Origin of the sequence: Jatrophihabitans sp. (assembly GCF_051960575.1) — a bacterium.
GTDB lineage: Bacteria > Actinomycetota > Actinomycetes > Mycobacteriales > Jatrophihabitantaceae > JBQCEE01.
Window position 1 is genome coordinate 17,168 of record NZ_JBQCEE010000046.1, and the last position, 19,880, is coordinate 37,047.

Here is a 19,880-nt window from a genome sequence, read left to right on the forward strand (position 1 = left end):
CCCGTGCGTGCACTCATCGGTTACCAGTTGCGGCGGATGCGCGACGGGTGGTGGGGACGCGATCAGGCCGTGTTCCGGCGGCTGCAGAAGCAGGGACGCGTCGTCTACGGATCGCACAGCTACGGGGTGCCGACGCTGTACGAGTTCGACCACGACCAGACCAGGCTGATCGTCGGCAACTACTGCTCGATCGGCGGGAGCTACCTGCTCGGCGGCCAGCACGCGATCACGCACGTCACCACCTTCCCGCTACGCATCAACCTCGGCCTCGAGGGCGCGGGCGAGGACGGCATGCCCGCCCGCCGCGGCGACATCGTGGTCGGCTCGGACGTCTGGACCGGCTACGGCAGCTGGATCATGGGCGGCGTGACCATCGGGCACGGCGCGGTCGTGGCCACCGGGTCGGTCGTCACGAAGGACGTGCCGCCCTACGCCATCGTCGGCGGCGCCCCGGCCAAGCTCATCAGGTACCGGCACACCGAGGAGCAGCGCGCGGCCCTGCTCGAGATCAAGTGGTGGGACTGGTCGGACGAGCAGGTGCTCGCCGCCGTGCCGTACCTCGCGAACGACGACATCGACGCGTTCATCGCCTACGCCCGCGAGCACCACCCGGCGCCCGCGGCACGCTAACCGGTCAGGCCGCCGTCGACGACGAGCACCTGGCCGGTGATGAACCGGTTGGCCGGGTCGGTCAGGAACAGCACCGCCCGGGCGACGTCCTCGGGCTCGCCGAGCCGCCCGAGCGGCGTGCGACGGGTGATCTGGCCGAGCTGCTCCTCGTCCAGACCGTGGCTCATCTCGGTGCGCAGGTAGCCCGGGGCGACGCTGTTCACGGTGATGCCGCGCGAGCCCAGCTCGCGGGCGAGACCGCGCGTGAAGCCGTCGAGGGCCGCCTTCGTCGCGCTGTAGACCGCGAGCCCGCGGTAGCCGCGCAGGCCGACGACCGAGGAGATGTTCACGATCGAGCCGGCCCGCGCCCGCAGCATGATGCGGCTCGCGGCCCGGGTGACGTAGACGGTGCCCTTGAGGTTCAGGTCGACGACCTGGTCGAGGGCGGCGTCGTCGAACAGTGCGATGACGCCGTCGCGCGCGACGCCGGCGTTGTTCACGAGCACGTCGAGCCGCCCACGGCGGCGTCCCACGTCCTTGACCATCGCGTCGGCCTGGGCGGGGTCGGCGACGTCGGCGGTCTGGAAGCCGAACGCGTCGCCGTGGTCGCGCTGCCACCGCTCGACATTCGCCGTCGTCGACCGGGCGCATGTCTCGACGATGTAGCCGGCCGCCAGGTAGGCGTCGACCAGCCCGGCGCCCAGGCCCTTGCTGCCACCGGTGACGAGCGCGACACGGCGCTCCGGATCGGTCACGAGTCCTCCCGGCGCAGGGTCTTGCCACCGACGGTGGCGAGATCGTCCACGAACTTCACACTCATCGGCCGCCAGGCCTTCGGCAGGTCCGCCACCGCGTCACGGATGCGGTCACGCAGCACCTCGGGGTCGACGCCGGCGGCCGGGACGACCTCGGCCGCGACGACGCTGCCCATCAGCCGGTTCTGGCGCCCGAACACGCGCACCAGCCCGACACCCTCGACCGCGGCGATCCGCTCCTCGACCGGCAGCGGGTGCACCTTCACCCCGCCGACGTTGATCACCTCGCTGATGCGCCCGCGGAACAGCACGCGGTCGCCGACGATCTCGGCCAGGTCGCCCGTCGGCCGCCACTCACCGGCCTCGACCGCGGGACCGTCGGCGTAGCCCAGCATGCCGGCCTTCGCCCGCACCCACAGCTCGCCGTCGCGCACCTGCAGTGTGCCGTCGGGGTTGTCCTCGCCGAACAGGGCCGACAGGGGGAAGCCGGGGCGTCCGTCGCGGCTGGACGCGACCGAGCCGAACTCGGTCGACGCGTACACCTGCGAGATCCGCGCGCCGGGGAACACGACGCGCAGCTGCTCGAGCAGGTCCGGCGGACTGGCCTCGCCGCCGAGGGTGATCTGCTCGAGCACCGGCAGGGCCACCCCGCGGCTGCGGGCCTCGGCGAGCAGGAAGCGCCAGTACGTCGGCGTCGCGCTGACGCACGTGACCTGCTGGTCGAGCAGCGCCTGCAGCCCGTGCCGCGGCTGGCGCGGGAACGGCGCGACGAGGGCGGCCTGGGCGGCGAGCACGTGCTGCAGCACCTGGATGCCGGCGAACTGGTGCATCCCGTAGGCGAGCAGCCACCGCTGGTCGGGTCGCGGCGCCACGTCGGCCACGGTGCGGGCCAGCACCCGCCAGTCGTGACGCACCGCCTTCGGCTCGCCGGTGCTGCCGGTGGTGCGGATCAACAAAGGTTGAGACGCATCGGGGTCGAGCCCGTCCGCGGCCGGTTGCGCCTGCCGCAGCTCGTCCGGTGCGACGGTCGCGAGGCCGACGAGGTCGGTGCGCCCGGTGACGACGAGGTCGTGGCCGTGCCGCGCCGTCTGGGCGCGCAGCTCGTCCAGGGCGAGGTCGGGCTGGTACTGGCAGGGTTCGGCGCCGGCCAGCGCCGCCCCGGCGAGCAGCATGACGACGCGCGGGGCGTCGGCCTCGGCCACGGCGAAGCGGGTGATGCCCCGTTCGCGCAAGCCGGTCGCCACCCGCCGGGCCCCGTCGAGCAGCCCGGCGAAGGTGTGCGCCTCCACCGCGGTGTCGACCGCCGTCCGCCCGGCAGCGGCGGCGGCCGCGCGCTCGAGGAGGCCGATCATGCGGTCGGCGCGGCCTCGTAGAACGCGAGGATCTCGGCGAGGGTCTCGGGCATCCGGTCGCTCGCGGTGAACGGGTCGGTGCCGAACGAGTCCTCGAGCAGTGCGGAGAGCTCGGCCGCCTCGAGCGAGTCGAGGCCGAGGCCGTCGCCGTAGAGGGGCGTGTCGTCGGTGAGCGCGTCGACGTCCTTGTTCGCGCGGCGCAGGAACTGCTCGACGACGTCGCGCACGGCGGCGCGGTCAGCGGTCACGGCGAATCCTTCACAGGCGTTGCGGGGGTGGGTGCGGCGCTGCAGGCTCAGCGCTTCACGGCGCAGATTATCCCGTAGCCGAGGGTTCCGTCGCGCCAGAAGGCCTCGAGGATCTCGGTCGAGCGGACGAACGCGTCCAGGTCCGCGGCGTCGAGCAACGTGCGCAGCTCGTCCTCGTGCCGCTCGACGTTCGCGCGCCAGGCGGCGAAGGTCGGCAGCGTCTCGGTGGTGATGTCGGTGGCGTCGGCGACCTCGAGCCCGAGCGCGGTGAACCGCTCGGCGTAGAGCGCCAGCGGCTCCATGTGGGCGTCGCCGAATGCCGTGTTCAGCGTCGCGAAGTCGGCACGCCGACGGCGCACCTCGGCAAACGGGATCTCACGCTGCCGGGTGATGTCGCACAGCACGACCCGACCGCCCGAGTCGAGCAGGCGTGCGCACTCGCCGAGCAGGGCGGCCCGGTCACGCATCAGGTGCGACGACTCGAGCGCCCAGACCACGTCGAAGCTGCCGTCCGGCAGTCCGGTCGCGGTGCCGTCACGCTGCTCGAAGCGCGCCGTCGTCAGGCCGCGCTCGGCCGCGAGCGCAGTCGCCGCGGCCACACCCTCAACGCTTGTGGTGATGCCGAGGACGTCCGCACCGTGGTCGGCGGCGAGGTCGCACGACTGCCGGCCGGTGCCGCAGCCGACGTCGAGCACCCGGTCACCGCGTCCGACCCGGGCCCGGTCGAGCATCAGCCCGGTGAGCGCCGCGGTCGCCTCTTCGAGCGGCACCTCGGGCGTGCGGAAGTACCCGTAGTGGAACTCCTCGCCCATGATCAACCGCCAGGCGGCGTGGACGTGGTCGTAGTGCGCCGCGGGTGCGTGCTCGGCGCCGGTCACGGAGGACATGGCCAACCCTTCCGGATGCGTGCTCGCCAAGGTATCGGGTCGACCGCGTGCCCGCTCACCGGATCGTCCGCATCGCTATGCTTCCGCCCGACCCGACGCCGGACGACAGGGGTGGGCATGCGATTCGCGCTGGCGCTGATGATCGCCGTCCTGCCCATGCGCCTCAAGCGCGTGGTCGGGCGGCTCGTGTTCGGCTGGGAGATCCATCCGACCGCCTATCTCGGCCGCAGCATCGTCATCGTGCCGAAGCTGGTCCTCGACGAGGGCGCGAGCATCGGCCCGTTCAACCTCATCCGCGGCGTCCAGGAGCTGCACCTCGGCAAGCACGCGGTCATCGGCGACCGGAACCGCATCTACGGCTTCCCGCCGGGTTCGGAGCACTTCCGGCACTCGCCCAACCGCCGGTCGGTGCTGATCCTGCGCGACCACGCGATGATCACGACGGGGCACGACATCGACTGTTCCGACCGGGTCGAGCTGCACGAGTACGCGACCGTGGCGGGCTTCGGCAGCCAGGTGCTCACGCACAGCCTCGACCTGGTGCGCGACCGGTTCGTCGCGACGCCGATCGAGATCGGTCACCACAGCGCGGTCATGTCGGGCTGCATCCTGCTCAACGGCACCAGCGTGCCGCCGCGCAGCATCGTCTCGGCGGGGTCGGTCGTCACGACCAAGCTGCGCGCCGAGCTGACGTTCTACCGCGGCAACCCCGCCGAGGCCGTGCGTGAGCTGCCCCCGACGTTGAAGTACTTCCGCCGGGGCGAGGCCGGCGTGCCGGCGGCGATCGATCAGGACGACTTGCGCCAGTAGGCACCGAAGCCGTCGATGTCGACGATCTCCTCGGTGATGCCGTGCTGACGGCGGTAGTCCTCGATGGCCCTGCCGCACTGGGTCGGGTGGCTGCCGAAGTCGTCCAGGATCACGAAACCGCCCGGTGAGAGCTTCGGGTAGAGCGCCTCGATCGCCTGCCACGTCGACTCGTACATGTCACCGTCGAGGCGCATGACGGCGAGCCGCTCGATCGGCGCGGTGGGCAGGGTGTCCTTGAACCAGCCGACGAGGAAGCGCACTTGGTCGTCGAGCAGGCCGTAGCGCTCGAAGTTGTGCTTGACCTGCTCGACACCGACGGCCAGGCCGCCCTTGGTGTGCAGGTCGTCGCCCTCGTCGGCCGGGAAGCGGGCGGCGTCCGGCGGCGGCAGGCCCTGGAACGAGTCGGCGACCCACACCGTGCGCGAGGTGTCGTCGAACGCCTTCAGCACGCCGCGCATGAAGATCGTCGCGCCGCCGCGCCACACGCCGGTCTCGATGAGGTCGCCGGGCACCTCGTCGCGGATGACCGCGCTGACGCAGTCCTTGATGTTCTGCATCCGCTTGAGGCCGATCATCGAGTCGGCACGCGCCGGCCAGTCACGGCCGATCTCGCGCAGGCTCGGGTCGTACGGCTTCTTGTAGGCGATCTCGAAGTTGAACCGGTTCGCGACCCGGCCGAAGGCGTCGGCCAGCTTCTTGCGGGACACCGGCGAGCCCGAGGTGCGGACGCCACCCAGGATGGAGTCGTTGTCCTCGGCGATGGCACCGGTCAGGGTGCGCATGAGCAGGTCGAGATACAGATCGCGTGTGAGATCGACGCTAGTTCCGGGGGACGTCACGGCACGGACCGTACCAAGACATCCGACACCCGACCACTCGGCGTGACCGGGCCCGGCCGGGGCCGCACGGGTCGCGGACGCACCACCGGAACCGCGACCGGCACGGGCGCGGGCGTCGCCGTGAGCTGGCGCAGGAACAGCGTCCACCAGACACCGGCGAGCAGCAGCTGGCCGATCGCGACCGCCCAGAGCGCGCCGAGCGCGCCGTCCGCGAGCCCGCCGCCGATCGTGGCGATGAGGAAGACGACGGTGGTCGCGACGTCGACGACCATCGCGGTGCGCACCGCCCGCCGTCCGAGCAACCCGGCGCGGGGACCGGCGAGCAGGCCGAGGCAGATGATCTGGACGCCGGTCGGCAGCAGCAGCGGACGGGCCACGTCCCACGTCGAGCCCAGCACCACCCGCCCGATCGAGGCCGGGAGCAGCAGCATCACGACGGCGTTCACCGCGGCGACCCCGCCGACCAGCAGCGCGATGGCCTTGGCGGTGCGCCGCGCGCGGGCGACCTCGCCGCCGTGCTTGGCGATGTCCACGACCCCGAGCGCCATCGCGGCGGTCTGGAACATGGAGAACGGCCGGACGAGCAGCAGGGTGCCCTGCACGCCGCCGAGCTGCCGGGCGCCGGCGATCGCGCCGATCCCGGTCGAGGCGGTGAGCGCCGAGCCCTGGGTGGCGCTGTACGAGATGAGGTAGCGCCACGAGAACGGCCAGGTGAACCGCAGCCAGCTGGTGCCGAGGCCGACGCCGCGGTGGCGCCAAAGCCAGAGCGTGATCACGCCGGCGAGCGCACCGGTGCCACCCCAGGCGACGACGAACCAGCCGAGCGTGCGGGCGTCGCCGAGGGCCAGCAGGGGCGCGACGACGACGAGCAGGCCCAGCCAGACGCTGTCGAGCAGCACCGCCGACCCGGGCCGGTCGAGCGCGAAACCGAGGTAGCGGCCGAGGTCCTGCAGCACGAGCAACGGGGTGCAGACCGCGAGCACGAGCAGGGCCCGCCCGAGCCCGGGCAGCGGCGCGAGCAGCACGGCGCCGGTGACCGCGAGCAGCGCGGCCAGCCCGAGCCCGATCACCACCCCGGCGCCGAGCACCTCGCGCGTGCGCGCCCGCGCCTCGACCGGGTGCACGAGCAACGGGTCGCCGACGAGCGCCCGCGAGACGCCGGTGGCCATGACGTAGACCAGGAAGACGATGCCGAACAGCGCGAACGACGCGACGGGCAGCAGCCGGGCCGCCAGGATCGAGGCGAGCACGTTGGACGCACCGGCGATCGCCTGATCGATCGTGAACACGCTCAGCCGGCGTCCGGCGGACGGCGTTCGACGGCTCACGGGCTCCTCATCACGAGCGGGGACACCGGCGCGGATGTCGGTCAAAGGCTAACGAACGTATCGTCCGGGCGCCCTGCGACGTTAGGTTCTGGTGTGCCCCGAGGACCGCGCTCGGCGCCGCCGATCCCCCGTGAAGTGGAAGCGATGACCGACACCACCTACTGCACGATCCTAGCGCGCAACTACCTGCCCAAGGCGCTGGCGCTCGCCGACAGCCTGCGCCGGCACGGGGCGCAGCGTCCACTCGTCGTGTTCCTCATCGACGCCACCGCCGACACCGTGCTGCCCGACCTGCCGGGCGTGCGCTGGATGCACCCGGGCCACCTGCCGCTGAGCGAGCGCGAGGTGCTCGACCTGGCGATGGCCTACGACCTGGTCGAGTTCGCCACCGCGGTGAAGCCACTCGTCCTGCAGCTGCTGCTCACCGAGACCGAGTACGCCGTCTACCTCGACCCCGACACCTACGTCGTCTCGCCGATGGACGAACTCGAGCCGGCGCTCGCCGCCAGCGGCGGGCTGCTGCTCACGCCGCACTACCTGCAGCCGACGCCCGAGACCGGTCGCTTCACCGAGGGCCACCTGCTGCACGTCGGCGTCTACAACCTCGGCTTCTGCGGCGTCACCCGCGAGGCGAAGGACTTCCTCGCCTGGTGGTGGGCGCACCTGCGCACCGAGTGCCTGCACGACGTGGTCGGCGGGCTGTTCGTCGACCAGAAGTGGGTCGACGTCGGCGCCGTGCTGTTCCCCTCGGCGCCGCTGCGCCACTACGGCTACAACGTCGGCATGGGCAACCTGCACGAGCGGCACCTCGTGCGCGACGGCGACGGGTACCGCATCGTCGAGTCCGGCGAGCCGCTGCGGCTCTACCACTTCCACGCCTTCGACCCGCGGCGTCCGGAGGAGCTGTCGACCCGCCTCGACACCGGCACCGCGGACCTGTTGCAGGGTCAGGACGACCTGCTGCACCTGTGCCGCGAGTACGCCGAGGTGGTGCTCGCCCAGGAGGCGATCATCGGCCCGCAGCCGCCGTACCGGTACGGGACCGACCAGCGCGAGCGCCGCGTCACCCGGCGCATGCGGCACGCGCACCGCGTGGCCGTGCGCAGCGGTGAGCACGTCCCCTCGCCGTTCGTGCTCACCGAGGCCGACGCCTACGAGGACTGGCGGCGCTCGTCCCGGAAGCTCGTCGCGCGGCTCATGTTCTCCGACCTAGCCAAGGGTGTCCGCGCCGCGCTGCCGGAGGAGTACGACGACCTCAAGAAGAAGCTGCCGGGCCTGACGACCCGCCTCCGCGGCCGCTACCTCGAGCGCAGCGGCATGTGGGGCTGACCGGCCGCACCTGACCGCACCCGTCCCGGCCGGACGCGGATGCCGAGGGCGGGGCCTGGCCCGTCCGGGTCATCAAGATCCGGGTGGACGCGCGGGGCTCAGGTCGCGGCGGCCTGGATGAGGCGGGCGTAGCGGCGGGCGCCGTCGGGCGTGAGGTGCAGGCCGTCGCCGTAGAACCACGAGGGGTGTCCGGACGCGACGCGGTGCCAGTCGAGCAGGCGGGCGTTGGCGAAGCGAGGCACCAGCCGCTGCAGCAGGTCGTCGTTCACGCTCTCCCACGGGCGGTCGACCCGGTCGTCGACGACGACGACGCGGCGCACGCCGGCCAGCGCGTGCAGCGTGCTGCGCAGGTCGTCGGGCGAGATGACGCCGTTGTTGCCGACGTGCAGCACCACGAGCGGGGCGATGCGTCCGGCGGCCGCGTCGGCGCGCACGTCGGCGAGGATCGGACGCGGCAGCCGCCCCTCGACGGCGTCGACGAACACCGGCCCGAACAGCGTGTGCAGCGCGGGCACCGCGCCCAGCAGCACCGAGTCGCCGTAGAGCGACGCGACCGGTCCGCTGCCGCGTGCCGGCGAGCCGGTCGGACGCGACGGGCCGGCCGACGTCGCTGCGCCCGGACGCGGCGTCGCGGAGGTGCTGGGTGCCGGTCCGGCCGCGGGCCCGACCGGTGCCGGCCCGGAGGTCGTCGTGCCCGCCGTCGGCGCAGCGGGCGACGGCGCCCCACCCGCTGGAGGCGTGGTCGCCGGAGCAGGAGCGCCGGCCCCGCCACCGACCGTGCCGACGATGCCCACCGTGCCCACGGTCCCGACCGTGCCCGCCGGACGCGCCGCCACCGCGGCCGGCACGTCCGCCGGCCGCTGCATGAGCAGGCCCATCAGGGCGGTCAGCCCCAGGGCGACGACCGCGCCGACGACCACCGCGCTGCGGCGCACGGTGACGAGGCCGGTGCGCACGGCGGCCCAGCCGTCGCGCCGGATCGGGCGCTCGACCCAGCGGAACGACGCCTCGGCCAGCGCGAGCGTCAGCGCGACGCGCAGGACCGCCGCCGCGCCGGCGCCGAGCGGCACGTCGAGACCGGGCCGCGTCACGACGGCCACCGGCCAGTGCCACAGGTAGATCGCGTACGAGCGGTCGCCGATCCAGCCGAGCGGGCCCCGGTCGAGCAGCGCGCCGAGCAGGCTGCCGCGGCGGGTGACCACGGCGACGAGCAGCGTCGTCACGACCGCCGCGGTGGCGAACCCGGTGCGGAACAGCGACGGCGCGAACTCCGACCAGGTCAGCCCCCAGCGCACGAGCAGCGCGAGACAGCCGACGCCGACCAGGTCGGTGAGCCAGGGCGCACCGAGCACTCGCACGATCGCCCGATGGTCACCGGCCCGGGGACGCGGGTGCGGACGGGGCGGGCGCAGCTGCGTCCAGGCACCGAGGGCCGCACCGAGCAGCAGGCCGACGACGTGGGTGTCGGTGCCGAAGTACTGCCGCGAGCCGTCGGCGCCGTAGGGCACGTCGTCGGCGACGGCGCCGACGAACATCAGCACCGCCGAGAGCAGTCCCCCGGCGAGCGCGACCGCGGTGACGCGGCGGCACAGCCGGTCGGTGGCCGCACGCCCGGCCAGGAACAGCGGCACGCCGCGGGTGAGCCCGATCAGCACGAGCGGCCAGAGCAGGTAGAACTGCTCCTCGATCGCGAGCGACCACAGATGCTGCAGCATCGACGGCCGGCCCGAGGCCACGAAGTACGACTGGTGGTCGAAGATCAGGTACCAGTTGCTGCTGTAGGTGACGGCCGCGAGATCCGCGCTGCGGATCGCGGCCAGCTGATCGGACCAGACGACCGCCGCGGCGGTGACGACGACGAGCACCCCGGCGAGCGCGGGCAGCAGCCGCCGCGCCCGGGCGGCGTAGAACCCGCGCAGCGACAGCGAGCCGGTCGCGCGCGCCCGCAGCAGCAGGCGGGTGATGAGGAAGCCGCTGATGACGAAGAAGACGTCGACGCCGAGGAAGCCGCCGGTGACCGTGGCGGGCAGCACGTGGTACCCGACGACGAGGGCGACCGCCACGGCGCGCAGCCCGGTGAGGCCGCCGAAGCGGGGACGGCCGGGCGCGCTCGGCGGCCGCGGGGCGGGCACCGGCGACCGTCCGGACAGCGGCGCAGAGGCGGGACGAAGAGCCGGGAGATCGACGGCGGGAGCGGGTGCCGGGTCGTGCAGCAGCAGTGCCGGCGTCGTCATCGCGGTGGCGCCGCCGGGCGGGCCGTCCGCGCCCTGGCCACGCTCATGCGCAGCACGGTAACAGCGACAGACGGCCCGGACGGGCAGCCGTCCGCATGCCCGCCCGTGTCGCCGGGACGGCCCGCCCACAACCGTCGCCTACGCTGCAACGCATGCCGCTGCGCGCCCTGATCGTGGTCGGTGCGGCGGCCGTGTGCGCTGCCTGCACCTCGTCGGGCGGCCAGGACGCCAGGCCGTCGTCGGGCGCGCCCTCGTCCGTGCCGGGCAGCAGCGCGAGCACCGACTACAGCACGCTGTTGATCACGACCTCGGACATCCCGATCCCCGGGCTCGAGGCGAAGACCGCGCCGACCAAGCCGGACTTCCCCGGCGCCGCCGCCCGCTTCGCCGACCCGTCCGGCACCACCATCGTCGTCGACGTCATCTCGGTCTTCGGCAGCAAGGACGACGCCGGCATCGCGCTCAAGTCGGCCGAGGACTTCGCCCCGGGCCAGGTGTCCGGCCCGCAGACCCGCGCCCTGCCGGGGGACGTGGGCGAGGTCGTCACCGGCACGCAGGGTGGTCAGCAGCTCGCGATCGCCGTCTTCACGCAGGGCCGCGCGTTCGTCACCGTGCGCGTGCAGGCGGACTCGGTCAGCAGCGGCACGGTCGACGCGATCGTCGCGGCCCAGCTGACCAGGCTGCGCAACGGCCTGCACTGAGCGACGCGGCAGCCGTCAGCAGGCCTGCCGGTAGATCTGCTCGGTCGCCGGGGTGACGGCCGGCTGGTGCCAGACGAGCAGCGGACGCGTGTCGGCACTGCGCTCGACCAGGTGCAGCTTCAGCGTCTGCGTGGTGGCGCGCGGCAGCTCGAGGTCGGCCCGGAAGACGGGGTGCCCGAGCACGGTGACGACGCCGACCTCGATCTTGCGGCCGTTCAGCTCGGCGCTGCTGAGCAGCGCGCCGCGGCTGGCGTAGAAGTCGAGCAGGGTGCGGGTGTCCCCCGGCTTGGCGTCCTTCGGCACGAACTGGTCCTCCCGGGTCGTGACGTAGGTCGGCAGGCCCGAGGCCGGGGCGTTGTTCGTCAGCGCGATGGTCACCGTGACATCGCGCTGCGAGCCGCATCCGGTGCTGGTGTAGGTCAGCGCCCGGGTGACGTAGTAGTCGAGCTTGCCGGCGGCGGCGTTGTTCAGCACCAGCCCGGCGAACGGCTGACTCGTGTCGGGGATGGCACCGGCGTAGTTCGTCGCCGCGATCTCGCGCTCGACCGCCGGATCGGCCGACCACACCAGCATGCGGTGGTCGAGGGCCGCGTAGCTGATCGCGCGGGCCAGCCCGGCGGCCGCCCCCGCCCCGCTCGTGACCTTCGTCGAGACCGCCTTGAGCACGTTGGTCAGGAAGTCCTTGCGGGCGTTGAAGTCCGGGAACAGCGCGTACTCGTCGCGCTGGGTGAGCGCGACGACGTCGGCGGCGGTCACCGGCAGCCCCGACGCCACGGTGGGCCCGGTGACGCTGAGCAGGTAGCTCAACACCGTGGGGTCGAGGGCGAGGGCGCCGTCGACATGCTCGCCGCTCACCCGCTGCCACATCGCCGCCCAGATCTGTGCGGCGTCCGGGAAGTTCGGTGAGGCGTTGCTGTCGACGAAGACCTCGTACGGCTTCGTGCCGTACGCGGCCGTGTACTCGCGGCCGAGGTCGATGACGCCACGCAGCCGCCGCTGCGCCTGGATGAGCACCTGGTCGCTCTCGAAGTGGGTGAAGTGCACGCGGCCGTGGTCGACCACCGCGATCGCGAAGGCGCCGGGCAGGCCGCCCGTGCCGCGGGCCTCGGCCTCGTTCTGCAGCCCGATGAAGTACCGCTTCGGGGTGTCGCCGCCGAGCATCGACGGCAGGATCCGCGACACCCGCGCCGCCGCGTCGACGTAGCCGCTCACCGCCCGCAGCTGCGCGGCGAACGACGCCCGCGCGTGGTCGGCCGGCCCCAGCCACGACGACGTCGGCAGGGCGTCCACCCGTCGCTCGACCGCGTTCAGCGAGGCCGCCGCCTCGGCGAGCGGGCGGGCGACGTCGGCGAGCGGGCCGAGCCGGACGGTGTCGCCGCCGACGCGCAGGGTCGCCGGGTCGATCGCGGTGGCGACGCGCACGAGCACCGGGATGCTTTCGGACGCCATCCGCTCGGTCGCCGCCGCCGTGCCGCGCAGCTCCTCGAACGGGGTGCCGAGCCCCGGGATGTGCGACGTCACCCACCAGGCCGGCCCGGTGGTGAGCCGGTGGATCCGCTGCGCCATGGCGGGGACGTCGGCCGCGGCGAGCCGCGCGTCGTGGATGCGTCCGTCGACGATGAGCAGCCGCACCGTGGCGAGCCGTCGCTCGAGCGCGGCCGCCTGGCGCTGCGCGAGGTAGGCGGTGACCACCAGCCACGCGACGGCCAGCAGGGCGAGCACGCCGCCGGCGATGAGCAGGCGGCGGCGCAGGTCACCACCGGCGAGCAGGTACCGGGTGCCGGTGGTGATCCTCGTCCGGACGCGGGCAGCGGAGCTGGGGCCGCCGCGCAGGTGCCGGCTCAGCTCACCGGAGGGCGTCGACGGGCACGGCCTTGCGCCGGCGCCCCGCGACCACGAGGGCACCGCCGCCGCCCAGCAGCACCAGCGCCAGCACGATCAGCCCCGCGATCTCGACGCCCGTGAAGGCGGTGCCGCCGCCGTTGCCGCCCGAACCCGTGCCCGTGCCGCCCGTACCGTTGTCCGACACGGTCAGCGCGACGCAGTCCTGGTCGTCCGCCAGCCCCGAGGCGCCGTTGCCGCACGCCTCGACCGGCCCGGTCGGGCCGGTGACCTTGTACTCGAACGGGTCGAACGAGCCGTCGCTGTTGGTGTGGACGGTCTTGATGCGGTGGCCGCGGAAGGTGACGACGACGTCCTCGTCCGGGCAGTAGCCGACGCCCGAGATGGTGATCGTCTCGCCGATGTACGGGGTCTGGGTGCTGGTCTGGATCGTCGCGCTGGGGCTGATCGGGTAGGTCTGGCTGGGGCTGTTCGGGCAGCTGCCGCTCGCCACGAGGTGCGGTGCGGCCTGCACGGCCCGGGCGTCGGCCGGCGCCGCGGCCAGCACCGAACACAGGACGCCCGCGAGCAGCATCACCCACGTCACGATCCACCGAGCGGTCACCGGCTTCCGGCTGAACCGTTGCATCGCCACCACTTCCATCCTGCTCGGCCGCACTCCGCGGTCGGGCCTCGCCGTGTCCAACGCCTGGACGGGTTCTCGGTTACGCAGCGTCCGTCACGCCGTGAGGGCGGCGACCTCGCGGTCACGCACCAGCTGGTCGTACACCCACCGGTACGTGCGCTCCATGCCCTCGAGCAGGGTGGTCGAGGGCTCCCAGCCGAACACCCGCTGGATCTCGGTGTTGTCGCTGCTGCGGCCGCGCACGCCCTGCGGCGCGCCGAGGTTGTACGACCGCTCGAGGGTGATGCCGGCGATCTGCTCGACGATGTCGACGAGCTGGTTGATCGTCACCAGCTCCGCGCTGCCGAGGTTGATCGGGTCGACGTGGTCACCGTCGGTGATCATCCGGGTGCCGCGCACGCAGTCGTCGACGTACATGAAGCTGCGGGTCTGCTCGCCGTCGCCCCAGATCTCGATGCGGTGGTCGCCGCTGAGCACGGCGGTCGCGACCTTGCGCGCGATCGCGGCCGGCGCCTTCTCGCGGCCGCCCGCGTACGTGCCGTGCTCGCCGTAGACGTTGTGGTAGCGGGCGACGCGGGTCTGCAGGCCGAAGTCCTCGCGGAAGTGGCGGCACATGCGCTCGGTGAACAGCTTCTCCCAGCCGTAGCCGTCCTCCGGCATCGCCGGGTAGGCGTCGCTCTCCTTGAGCGGGACGACGTCGGGCGAGGTCTGGTGCTCGGCGGCGTAGACGCAGGCCGAGGACGAGTAGAAGAGGCGCTCGACGCCGGCGTCCTTCGCCGCGAGCAGCACGTGCGTGCTGGTCAGCACCGAGAGCATGCAGGCGGCTTTGTTGTTCTCGATGAACCCCATGCCGCCCATGTCGGCGGCGAGGTTGTAGACCACCTGCGCGTCGGCCACGGCCGCGCGAGCGGTGTCGAGCAGCGAGACGTCGCCCCGCACGTTCTCGGCGTCGGCGTGCAGCTGGTACCACTCGTCCATCGGCTTGATATCCACCGCGCGGACGGTCTTGCCCTCGGCGAGCAGCGCCCGCGTCAGATGTCCGCCGATGAAGCCACCAGCACCTGTCACTACCGCGTCGACGGGGGTCACGAGCGGTCTCCTCTCGTCCGGGCGCGGTCGCTGACACGCCCGGGCTTGTCCTGGGTGGGGAGCGAAGTCACGAGGACTTCTTCACGGATGCCAAACGACCCGACCCCGGTTTGGTGACGGAAACCCCCGAACCGGTCGAACCGGCGGTACCGCCGGCACCCGGCGAGCCCGTGGTCGAGGCGTAGTCGTAGGCGTAGCCGCCGCGCTTCTTCGACGGCACCCGGTTCAGGACGACGCCGAGCAGCGTCGCGTCGACCTGGCCGAGCACCGCGGCGGCCTGCTTCACCTGCGCGTCGGTGGTGCGCGCGTAGCGGGCGACGAGCAGCGCGCCGTCGGCCATCGCGGCGACCTCGGCGCCGTCGGCCACCGGCAGCAGCGGGGCGGTGTCGACGACGACGTAGTCGACCTTCGTGAGCAGCGAGCGGATGAGCTCGCGAACGTAGGACGACGCGAGCACCTCGCTCGGGTTCGGCGGTGTCGGTCCCGAGCTGAGCACCTGCAGGCCCGCCCCGGCGCTCTGCAGCGCCTCGGACAGGTCGAGCTGGTGCAGCAGCACGTTCGTGAGGCCGACCGGTGTCGGCAGGCCGAGCAGCTTCGCCACGGTCGGCCGGCGCAGGTCGGCGTCGATGAGGCACACCGTGAAGCCGGCCTCGGCCAGGGTGTGGGCCAGGTTGATGGCCACCGCCGTCTTGCCCTCGCCCGGCATCGGCGAGGTGACCGCGATGACGCGCGGGTGCGAGTCGAGGTTGGCGAACTGCAGGTTGGCGCGCAGCTGCCGGAAGTTCTCGGCGCGGACGTTGCCCTCGCGCCCGAGGGCGGCGACGGGGTGCCGCGCGGCGTCGTCGTCCTCGCTGACCAGCCCGACCGGGCTCGCGCCGGCGTACTTCGACAGGTCGTCGACGCTCTTCACCCGGTTGTCGAGCAGCTCGCGCATGACGGCGAGGGCCAGGCCGACCAGCAGGCCGAGCAGCAGCCCGATCGCGATGTTCAGGGTCGTCTTCGGCGAGACCGGCGAACCGGGCGCGTCCGCCGGCTTGGTCGTGTACAGCTTCACCGTCGGGGTGGTCGTGCTCGACGGCGTCGAGTACCCCTCGATGACCGTGGCGAACGCGTCGGCGGCGGAGTTGGCGATCGCCGCCGCACGCGAGGCCGACGGGTCGGTCGCGGCGACGTCGATGATGGCCTGCGCGTTCGGCGCGCTCGCCGAGAGCTTGCCGGCGATCGTCGACAGGTCGTCGGGCAGGTTGAGGTCGCTCTTCACCGCCCGCAGGATCTTCGGATCGTCGATCAGCTGCGCGTACGTCGGCACCTGCGCCAGCACCGAGGCGACACCGGTGTAGTTGCCCGTCGCGTCCTGGGGCTGGTTCGAGACGACGAAGACCTGCGCGGTGGCCTGGTAGCTCTTGGGTGACAGCGCGGTGATGAGGACGGCGAGGCCCAGGCTGAGCACGACGAATGTCGCCACGACGCGCCAACGGTCGACGAAGATCCGCCAGTAGTCCTTCAGTGTCATGGACGAGGCACGCCTTCCGGACCTCCGCCGAGTCGTCTGGTCACCCTGAACAGTCCGTCGGCAGGTCGGTCACAGACTGTAGGGCTCGGGCCGTGCTGGTCGGCCGCACGGCTCATCGGGTGGCCTCCGGCGCGGCGGCCAGCTCGTCGACGAGCGCCGCGAGCGCCGCGGTGTCGACGACGATGTCCGCCGCAGGGCTCATCGCCCGCTGCGCGGTGCGCACGCGGCCGTGTCCGACCAGGTAGCGGTAGCGCAGGCCGGGCACGGTGTCGGCGAGCTTCCAGTAGCAGCCCTGCACGTAGCGGGGCGGGAAGATCTCGACGACCGTGGCGCCCGGGCTCGCGAAGGCCAGGTTGGTGAGCGCGGCGCCGTGCGGCGCGACGATCAGCTCGGCCTCGGCGAACGCGCGGATCTGGTCGGCGACGGCCAGCGTGCCGGGATCCACGACGGTGAACCCGGCCGGGGCGAGCGCGGCCAGCACCTCGCCCTCGTTGCGGACGATGCGGGTGTGCCGGGCCGTGCCGCGGGTGACGTAGATGCGCCGGCCCGGCACGAGCGCGACGTCCGGCGGCAGCAGCCGCTCGCGCAGGGCGGGCACCACCCAGGTCGGGGCGCTGAGGTCGAGGTCGGGCAGCGTCGGTACGACGAGGGTCGAGGCGCGCACGTGCGGCTCGGCCGCGGCGTCGACGACGGCGTCGGCCGGGATGCCGAGCAGGGTCAGCAGGTCCTGCTGGAAGCGGGTGGCGGCCGGCACGTAGTACCGGTCGACCGGGACGCCCGAGCGGCGCAGCGTCTCGAGCCGCGGCAGCACGTCGAACAGGAAGTGGTAGTAGGTCATGTCGCCGCGGGACGCGAGCACCGCCAGCCGGCCGTCGACCTCGAGCGGCGCGGGCACGCCGGGGTGCAGCAGCACGGGGTGCTCGCGCCAGGTCTCGGTGCCGAAGTAGCGGGCGACCTCCTCGACCAGGCCGCCGTCGGCCGCGACGACCGCCCGCTGCGGGCCGAGCACGCGGCCGGCGGGCAGTTCGGCCACGGCCTGCCGTGGCACGGTGATGACCTGCTGCGGCGCGAAGACGGCGTCGACCCGGGGCCGGCCCTCGGGCAGCGGGCGTTCGAGTCGTTCGGGCGGGCGCACCAGGGTGACCGTGCCGCCGGTCGCGGCCGCCGCGTCGTCCAGGGTCGCGGCGCCGTGCGTCGGCAGCCAGCCGCCGCGGCGGGCGCTGGCGCGTATCGCCAGCGGCGCCACGAGGCGGGTGCCGCGCGTGTAGCCGCGCTTGGCGAGGGGCCAGAGCGGCCGCAGCGCCGGGGAGAGGCGAGGCAACTCAGTGGCCCCGGGCGCCCGGCCGCGCGTCCCGCGAGTACCACGCGACGCCCTGCTGCGGGCCCGCCGGCTCGTGGGCGGTGCGCTCGAGCCCGCGCGCGGCGAACCAGCGGGTGAGCTCCTCGCCGCTGTGCTCGGGCGACGGGTGGTACTCGACGACCACGCGCTGGACGCTCGCCCAGTGCGCCGGGTCGGAGTTGAGCACCAGGTCGTACTCGCCGCCCTCGCAGTCGATCTTCACGACGTCGACCGGGCCGCCCCGGCCGACCACCTCGTCGAAGGCGACGGTGCGCACGCGGGTCGTGCCGGTGCTGTCGCCGCCGTGCGTCAGCCCGTTCAGCGCGCTGCCCGCGCCGTTGTCGGCGAACTCGGCCCAGCCGCTGGTCGAGGCGACCGCCTCGGCGAACACCTGGACGCGGTCGGTGAGGCCGTTCGCGGCGACGTTGCGGCGCAGGTAGCCGACCGTCGCGGCCGACGGCTCGAAGGACTCGATGCTCGCCTTCGGCGCGAACTGGGCCAGGCGGCAGGCGAAGGCACCGACGTGCGCGCCGATGTCGAGCACCCGCAGGGGCTGCTCGCGCAGCGGGCCGAGGAACTCGTCGAACCGGTAGCAGTCCTCGGCGTACACCTCGTACACCGGCACCCGCGCGCCGGGCACGTTCGGGCAGGTGATGCGCTGGCCCGAGCGGGCCACGAAGGTCAGCTCCTCGGCGGCGCCGGCGCCCACGCGTCCGCGGCCGAGGTCGTGCTGGGACATCTGTCGCAGCACGGTCGGCCAGTTGGTGAAGGTGCGCGGGGTCTGCGCGACGCGCCGGAGCCGGTGGCTCAGCGCGGCGGTGCGGGCTGCGGGCGGAGGGGTCATGATGTCCCGAATGATGCCGTAGTGAAGCAGGACGCGCACCACGACGCTGTGTCATCCTCATCCGGTGACGCGGCGTGGCCCCATGACTCTGCGTGACCTGCTGCTCGTCGCGGTCGGTGCGGTCGCGCTGCTCGGCGTCGCCGCGGCGGTGGCGTCGGCCAACGCCGGCACCGGCGTGGCGCTCGCGGCCGTCGTCGCCCTCGTCGCAGCGGTCTCGCTGCGCCGGCCCACGCTGCTCGGTTCGGCGATGGCCAGCGCGTCGCTCGTCGCCTTCCTGACGCCCTGGAACGGCTGGCTGCTCGGCGGGTCGCTGCGGCCGGGTGACGCCTTCATCTTCCTGGGGGTGGCCTGCTTCTTCGCCGCCGACGCCCGCGGCCGGCTGCCGCGGCTGCCGTGGTGGTCGCTCGTGCTCGGCGCGGCGATCGTCCTCGTCACCGCCCTGCACGAGGTGTTCCCGACCGACCAGGCCTACCTGCAGTCGCGCCTGGTCGTCGACGCCGCCGGCAACCCGATCCCCGAGATCTACTCGAACCTCGGCACCGGGCTGAAGTTCGTCGTCCCGGTGGTCGGCATCCCGCTGCTGTTCGGCTTCGCCGCGCTGCACGACGGCCGCGCGCCCCGGCGGCTGGCCGCCTTCTTCGCCGCCGGCGCGTCGATCTCGGGCCTGGTCGGCTTCAGCGACTCGTACCTCGGCACCAGCTTCAGCACGCTGCTCGTGCGCAGCGGCGACTTCGGCGGTGACGGCGGCATCCGCTCGCCGGGCTTCGCCAACCACCCGAACTTCCTCGCCGCGACGTGCGTGCTCTCGCTCGGCTTCGTGCTGTGGATGGTCGTGCAGCCGTCGGCCCGCGCCCGGCGGGCCGGTTGGATCGTGCTGCCTGGCATCCTGCTCGGCATCTACGGGTCCGGATCGCGGGGCGGCGCCGTCTGCGCCGTGCTCATGATCGGGCTGTGCCTCGTGCTGATCCCGCAGTACCGGCGCCGGCTCGGCGAGATCGCGCTCGGCCTCGGCATCGCGACCATCCTGTTCGGGCTGCTCGTGCCGTCGGTCGGCACCGCGCTGCTCAAGGCGGTGCGCCTGACCAGCAACGCCAACGCCACCGGCAGCGACATCATCCGGTCGCGGGTGCGCGAGCAGGGGATCAAGGACTTCGTGCACTCGCCGCTCGACGGCGTCGGCCTGCAGGTGGCGGCCGAGGCGCACAACGTCTGGCTGCAGGCGCTCGCGAGCGGCGGCGTGCTGCTGTTCGGCGGCCTGCTCGTCTTCACCCTCGGCCAGCTCATCACCGCCGGACGCTTCTGGCGCAGCGACCCGTTGATGGCGCCGATCATCGCCACGGTGATCACGGGTGCGGTGTTCGCGGCACTCGAGAACACCCTCACCGACCGGTTCGTGTACGTCCCGGCGGGCGTCCTGGCCGCGTGCCTGTCCGGCGCGGTGGCCCGGGCCGACGCGGCCGCGGAGGCGGACACCGCGCCGGCGGCAGGGTTCGGTGGGGACGCGTCCGCACCGAGGCTGCAACCCGCCAGAGCCGC

At 73.2% G+C, this 19,880-nt stretch carries 18 protein-coding genes; 5 read left to right on the forward strand and 13 right to left on the reverse strand.

Annotated features, from left to right (window positions below):
- Positions 1-3: 3 nt before the first annotated feature.
- Positions 4-630, forward strand: coding sequence for a CatB-related O-acetyltransferase (locus tag ACTHMS_RS02195; protein WP_440305038.1), 627 nt, complete (start codon positions 4-6; stop codon positions 628-630).
- Here ACTHMS_RS02195 and ACTHMS_RS02200 read toward each other — a convergent pair.
- Genes ACTHMS_RS02200 through ACTHMS_RS02215 form a run of 4 tightly spaced genes read right to left on the reverse strand, consistent with a single transcriptional unit; the run spans position 627 to position 3,851 of the window.
- On the reverse strand, positions 627-1,364 hold the full coding sequence (locus ACTHMS_RS02200; RefSeq protein ID WP_440305039.1) for an SDR family NAD(P)-dependent oxidoreductase: 738 nt from the start codon (positions 1,362-1,364) through the stop codon (positions 627-629). The two genes, ACTHMS_RS02195 and ACTHMS_RS02200, sit on opposite strands and share 4 nt — an antisense overlap.
- Positions 1,361-2,716: an AMP-binding protein gene (locus tag ACTHMS_RS02205; protein WP_440305040.1), complete on the reverse strand. Its 1,356-nt coding sequence runs from the start codon at positions 2,714-2,716 to the stop codon at positions 1,361-1,363. The genes ACTHMS_RS02200 and ACTHMS_RS02205 overlap by 4 nt, the downstream gene beginning before the upstream one ends.
- Positions 2,713-2,964, reverse strand: a complete 252-nt coding sequence (locus ACTHMS_RS02210; protein WP_440305041.1) for an acyl carrier protein — start codon at positions 2,962-2,964, stop codon at positions 2,713-2,715. Before ACTHMS_RS02210 ends, ACTHMS_RS02205 begins: the two co-directional genes overlap by 4 nt.
- 47 nt (positions 2,965-3,011) lie before the next feature.
- On the reverse strand, positions 3,012-3,851 hold the full coding sequence (locus ACTHMS_RS02215; protein WP_440305042.1) for an SAM-dependent methyltransferase: 840 nt from the start codon (positions 3,849-3,851) through the stop codon (positions 3,012-3,014).
- Positions 3,852-3,968: 117 nt separating this feature from the next.
- Here ACTHMS_RS02215 and ACTHMS_RS02220 point away from each other — a divergent pair, with 117 nt between their 5' ends.
- The gene (locus ACTHMS_RS02220; protein WP_440305043.1) at positions 3,969-4,661 is read left to right on the forward strand and encodes an acyltransferase; all 693 of its coding nucleotides are present in this window, start codon (positions 3,969-3,971) and stop codon (positions 4,659-4,661) included.
- Here ACTHMS_RS02220 and ACTHMS_RS02225 read toward each other — a convergent pair.
- A complete protein-coding gene (locus tag ACTHMS_RS02225) occupies positions 4,640-5,443 on the reverse strand; it encodes a TylF/MycF/NovP-related O-methyltransferase (RefSeq protein ID WP_440305057.1) in 804 nt (267 codons plus the stop codon). The two genes, ACTHMS_RS02220 and ACTHMS_RS02225, sit on opposite strands and share 22 nt — an antisense overlap.
- Positions 5,444-5,496: 53 nt before the next feature.
- Positions 5,497-6,828 (reverse strand): hypothetical protein, encoded by a 1,332-nt coding sequence (locus ACTHMS_RS02230; protein ID WP_440305044.1) that lies wholly within the window; start codon positions 6,826-6,828, stop codon positions 5,497-5,499.
- A gap of 144 nt (positions 6,829-6,972) precedes the next feature.
- On the opposite strand from ACTHMS_RS02230, the gene ACTHMS_RS02235 reads away from it, so the two are divergent.
- The gene (locus tag ACTHMS_RS02235) at positions 6,973-8,157 is read left to right on the forward strand and encodes a hypothetical protein (RefSeq protein ID WP_440305045.1); all 1,185 of its coding nucleotides are present in this window, start codon (positions 6,973-6,975) and stop codon (positions 8,155-8,157) included.
- Between the two features lie 98 nt (positions 8,158-8,255).
- Here ACTHMS_RS02235 and ACTHMS_RS02240 read toward each other — a convergent pair whose 3' ends face one another.
- On the reverse strand, positions 8,256-10,391 hold the full coding sequence (locus tag ACTHMS_RS02240; protein WP_440305046.1) for an acyltransferase family protein: 2,136 nt from the start codon (positions 10,389-10,391) through the stop codon (positions 8,256-8,258).
- Between the two features lie 152 nt (positions 10,392-10,543).
- Here ACTHMS_RS02240 and ACTHMS_RS02245 point away from each other — a divergent pair, with 152 nt between their 5' ends.
- Complete coding sequence (locus ACTHMS_RS02245; RefSeq protein ID WP_440305047.1) at positions 10,544-11,092, forward strand: hypothetical protein; 549 nt, start codon at positions 10,544-10,546, stop codon at positions 11,090-11,092.
- A gap of 15 nt (positions 11,093-11,107) precedes the next feature.
- Here the strand turns inward: ACTHMS_RS02245 and ACTHMS_RS02250 are convergent, their stop codons facing one another.
- The 6 genes from ACTHMS_RS02250 to ACTHMS_RS02275 form a co-directional block, all read right to left on the reverse strand.
- On the reverse strand, positions 11,108-12,997 hold the full coding sequence (locus ACTHMS_RS02250) for a DUF4012 domain-containing protein (protein ID WP_440305048.1): 1,890 nt from the start codon (positions 12,995-12,997) through the stop codon (positions 11,108-11,110).
- On the reverse strand, positions 12,939-13,568 hold the full coding sequence (locus ACTHMS_RS02255; RefSeq protein WP_440305049.1) for a hypothetical protein: 630 nt from the start codon (positions 13,566-13,568) through the stop codon (positions 12,939-12,941). The genes ACTHMS_RS02250 and ACTHMS_RS02255 overlap by 59 nt, the downstream gene beginning before the upstream one ends.
- Positions 13,569-13,652: 84 nt before the next feature.
- Entirely contained in the window at positions 13,653-14,648 is a 996-nt protein-coding gene (locus ACTHMS_RS02260) for an NAD-dependent epimerase/dehydratase family protein (protein WP_440305050.1), read from the reverse strand.
- A 67-nt stretch (positions 14,649-14,715) separates the two neighbouring features.
- A complete protein-coding gene (locus ACTHMS_RS02265; protein WP_440305051.1) occupies positions 14,716-16,161 on the reverse strand; it encodes a polysaccharide biosynthesis tyrosine autokinase in 1,446 nt (481 codons plus the stop codon).
- A 112-nt stretch (positions 16,162-16,273) separates the two neighbouring features.
- Complete coding sequence (locus tag ACTHMS_RS02270) at positions 16,274-17,482, reverse strand: glycosyltransferase family 61 protein (RefSeq protein WP_440305052.1); 1,209 nt, start codon at positions 17,480-17,482, stop codon at positions 16,274-16,276.
- Position 17,483: 1 nt separating this feature from the next.
- The gene (locus ACTHMS_RS02275; protein WP_440305053.1) at positions 17,484-18,344 is read right to left on the reverse strand and encodes an FkbM family methyltransferase; all 861 of its coding nucleotides are present in this window, start codon (positions 18,342-18,344) and stop codon (positions 17,484-17,486) included.
- Between the two features lie 82 nt (positions 18,345-18,426).
- On the opposite strand from ACTHMS_RS02275, the gene ACTHMS_RS02280 reads away from it, so the two are divergent.
- A partial coding sequence (locus ACTHMS_RS02280) for an O-antigen ligase family protein (protein WP_440305054.1) occupies positions 18,427-19,880 on the forward strand: 1,454 nt, incomplete at its 3' end.

Coding starts and splice junctions, on each gene's coding strand:
- ACTHMS_RS02205 (WP_440305040.1), bottom strand. CDS start 2,716: ATGATCGGCCTCCTCGAGCGCGCGGCCGCCGCCGCTGCCGGGCGGACG.
- ACTHMS_RS02215 (WP_440305042.1), bottom strand. CDS start 3,851: ATGTCCTCCGTGACCGGCGCCGAGCACGCACCCGCGGCGCACTACGAC.
- ACTHMS_RS02220 (WP_440305043.1), top strand. CDS start 3,969: ATGCGATTCGCGCTGGCGCTGATGATCGCCGTCCTGCCCATGCGCCTC.
- ACTHMS_RS02225 (WP_440305057.1), bottom strand. CDS start 5,443: ATGCGCACCCTGACCGGTGCCATCGCCGAGGACAACGACTCCATCCTG.
- ACTHMS_RS02235 (WP_440305045.1), top strand. CDS start 6,973: ATGACCGACACCACCTACTGCACGATCCTAGCGCGCAACTACCTGCCC.
- ACTHMS_RS02240 (WP_440305046.1), bottom strand. CDS start 10,391: ATGACGACGCCGGCACTGCTGCTGCACGACCCGGCACCCGCTCCCGCC.
- ACTHMS_RS02245 (WP_440305047.1), top strand. CDS start 10,544: ATGCCGCTGCGCGCCCTGATCGTGGTCGGTGCGGCGGCCGTGTGCGCT.
- ACTHMS_RS02265 (WP_440305051.1), bottom strand. CDS start 16,161: ATGACACTGAAGGACTACTGGCGGATCTTCGTCGACCGTTGGCGCGTC.
- ACTHMS_RS02275 (WP_440305053.1), bottom strand. CDS start 18,344: ATGACCCCTCCGCCCGCAGCCCGCACCGCCGCGCTGAGCCACCGGCTC.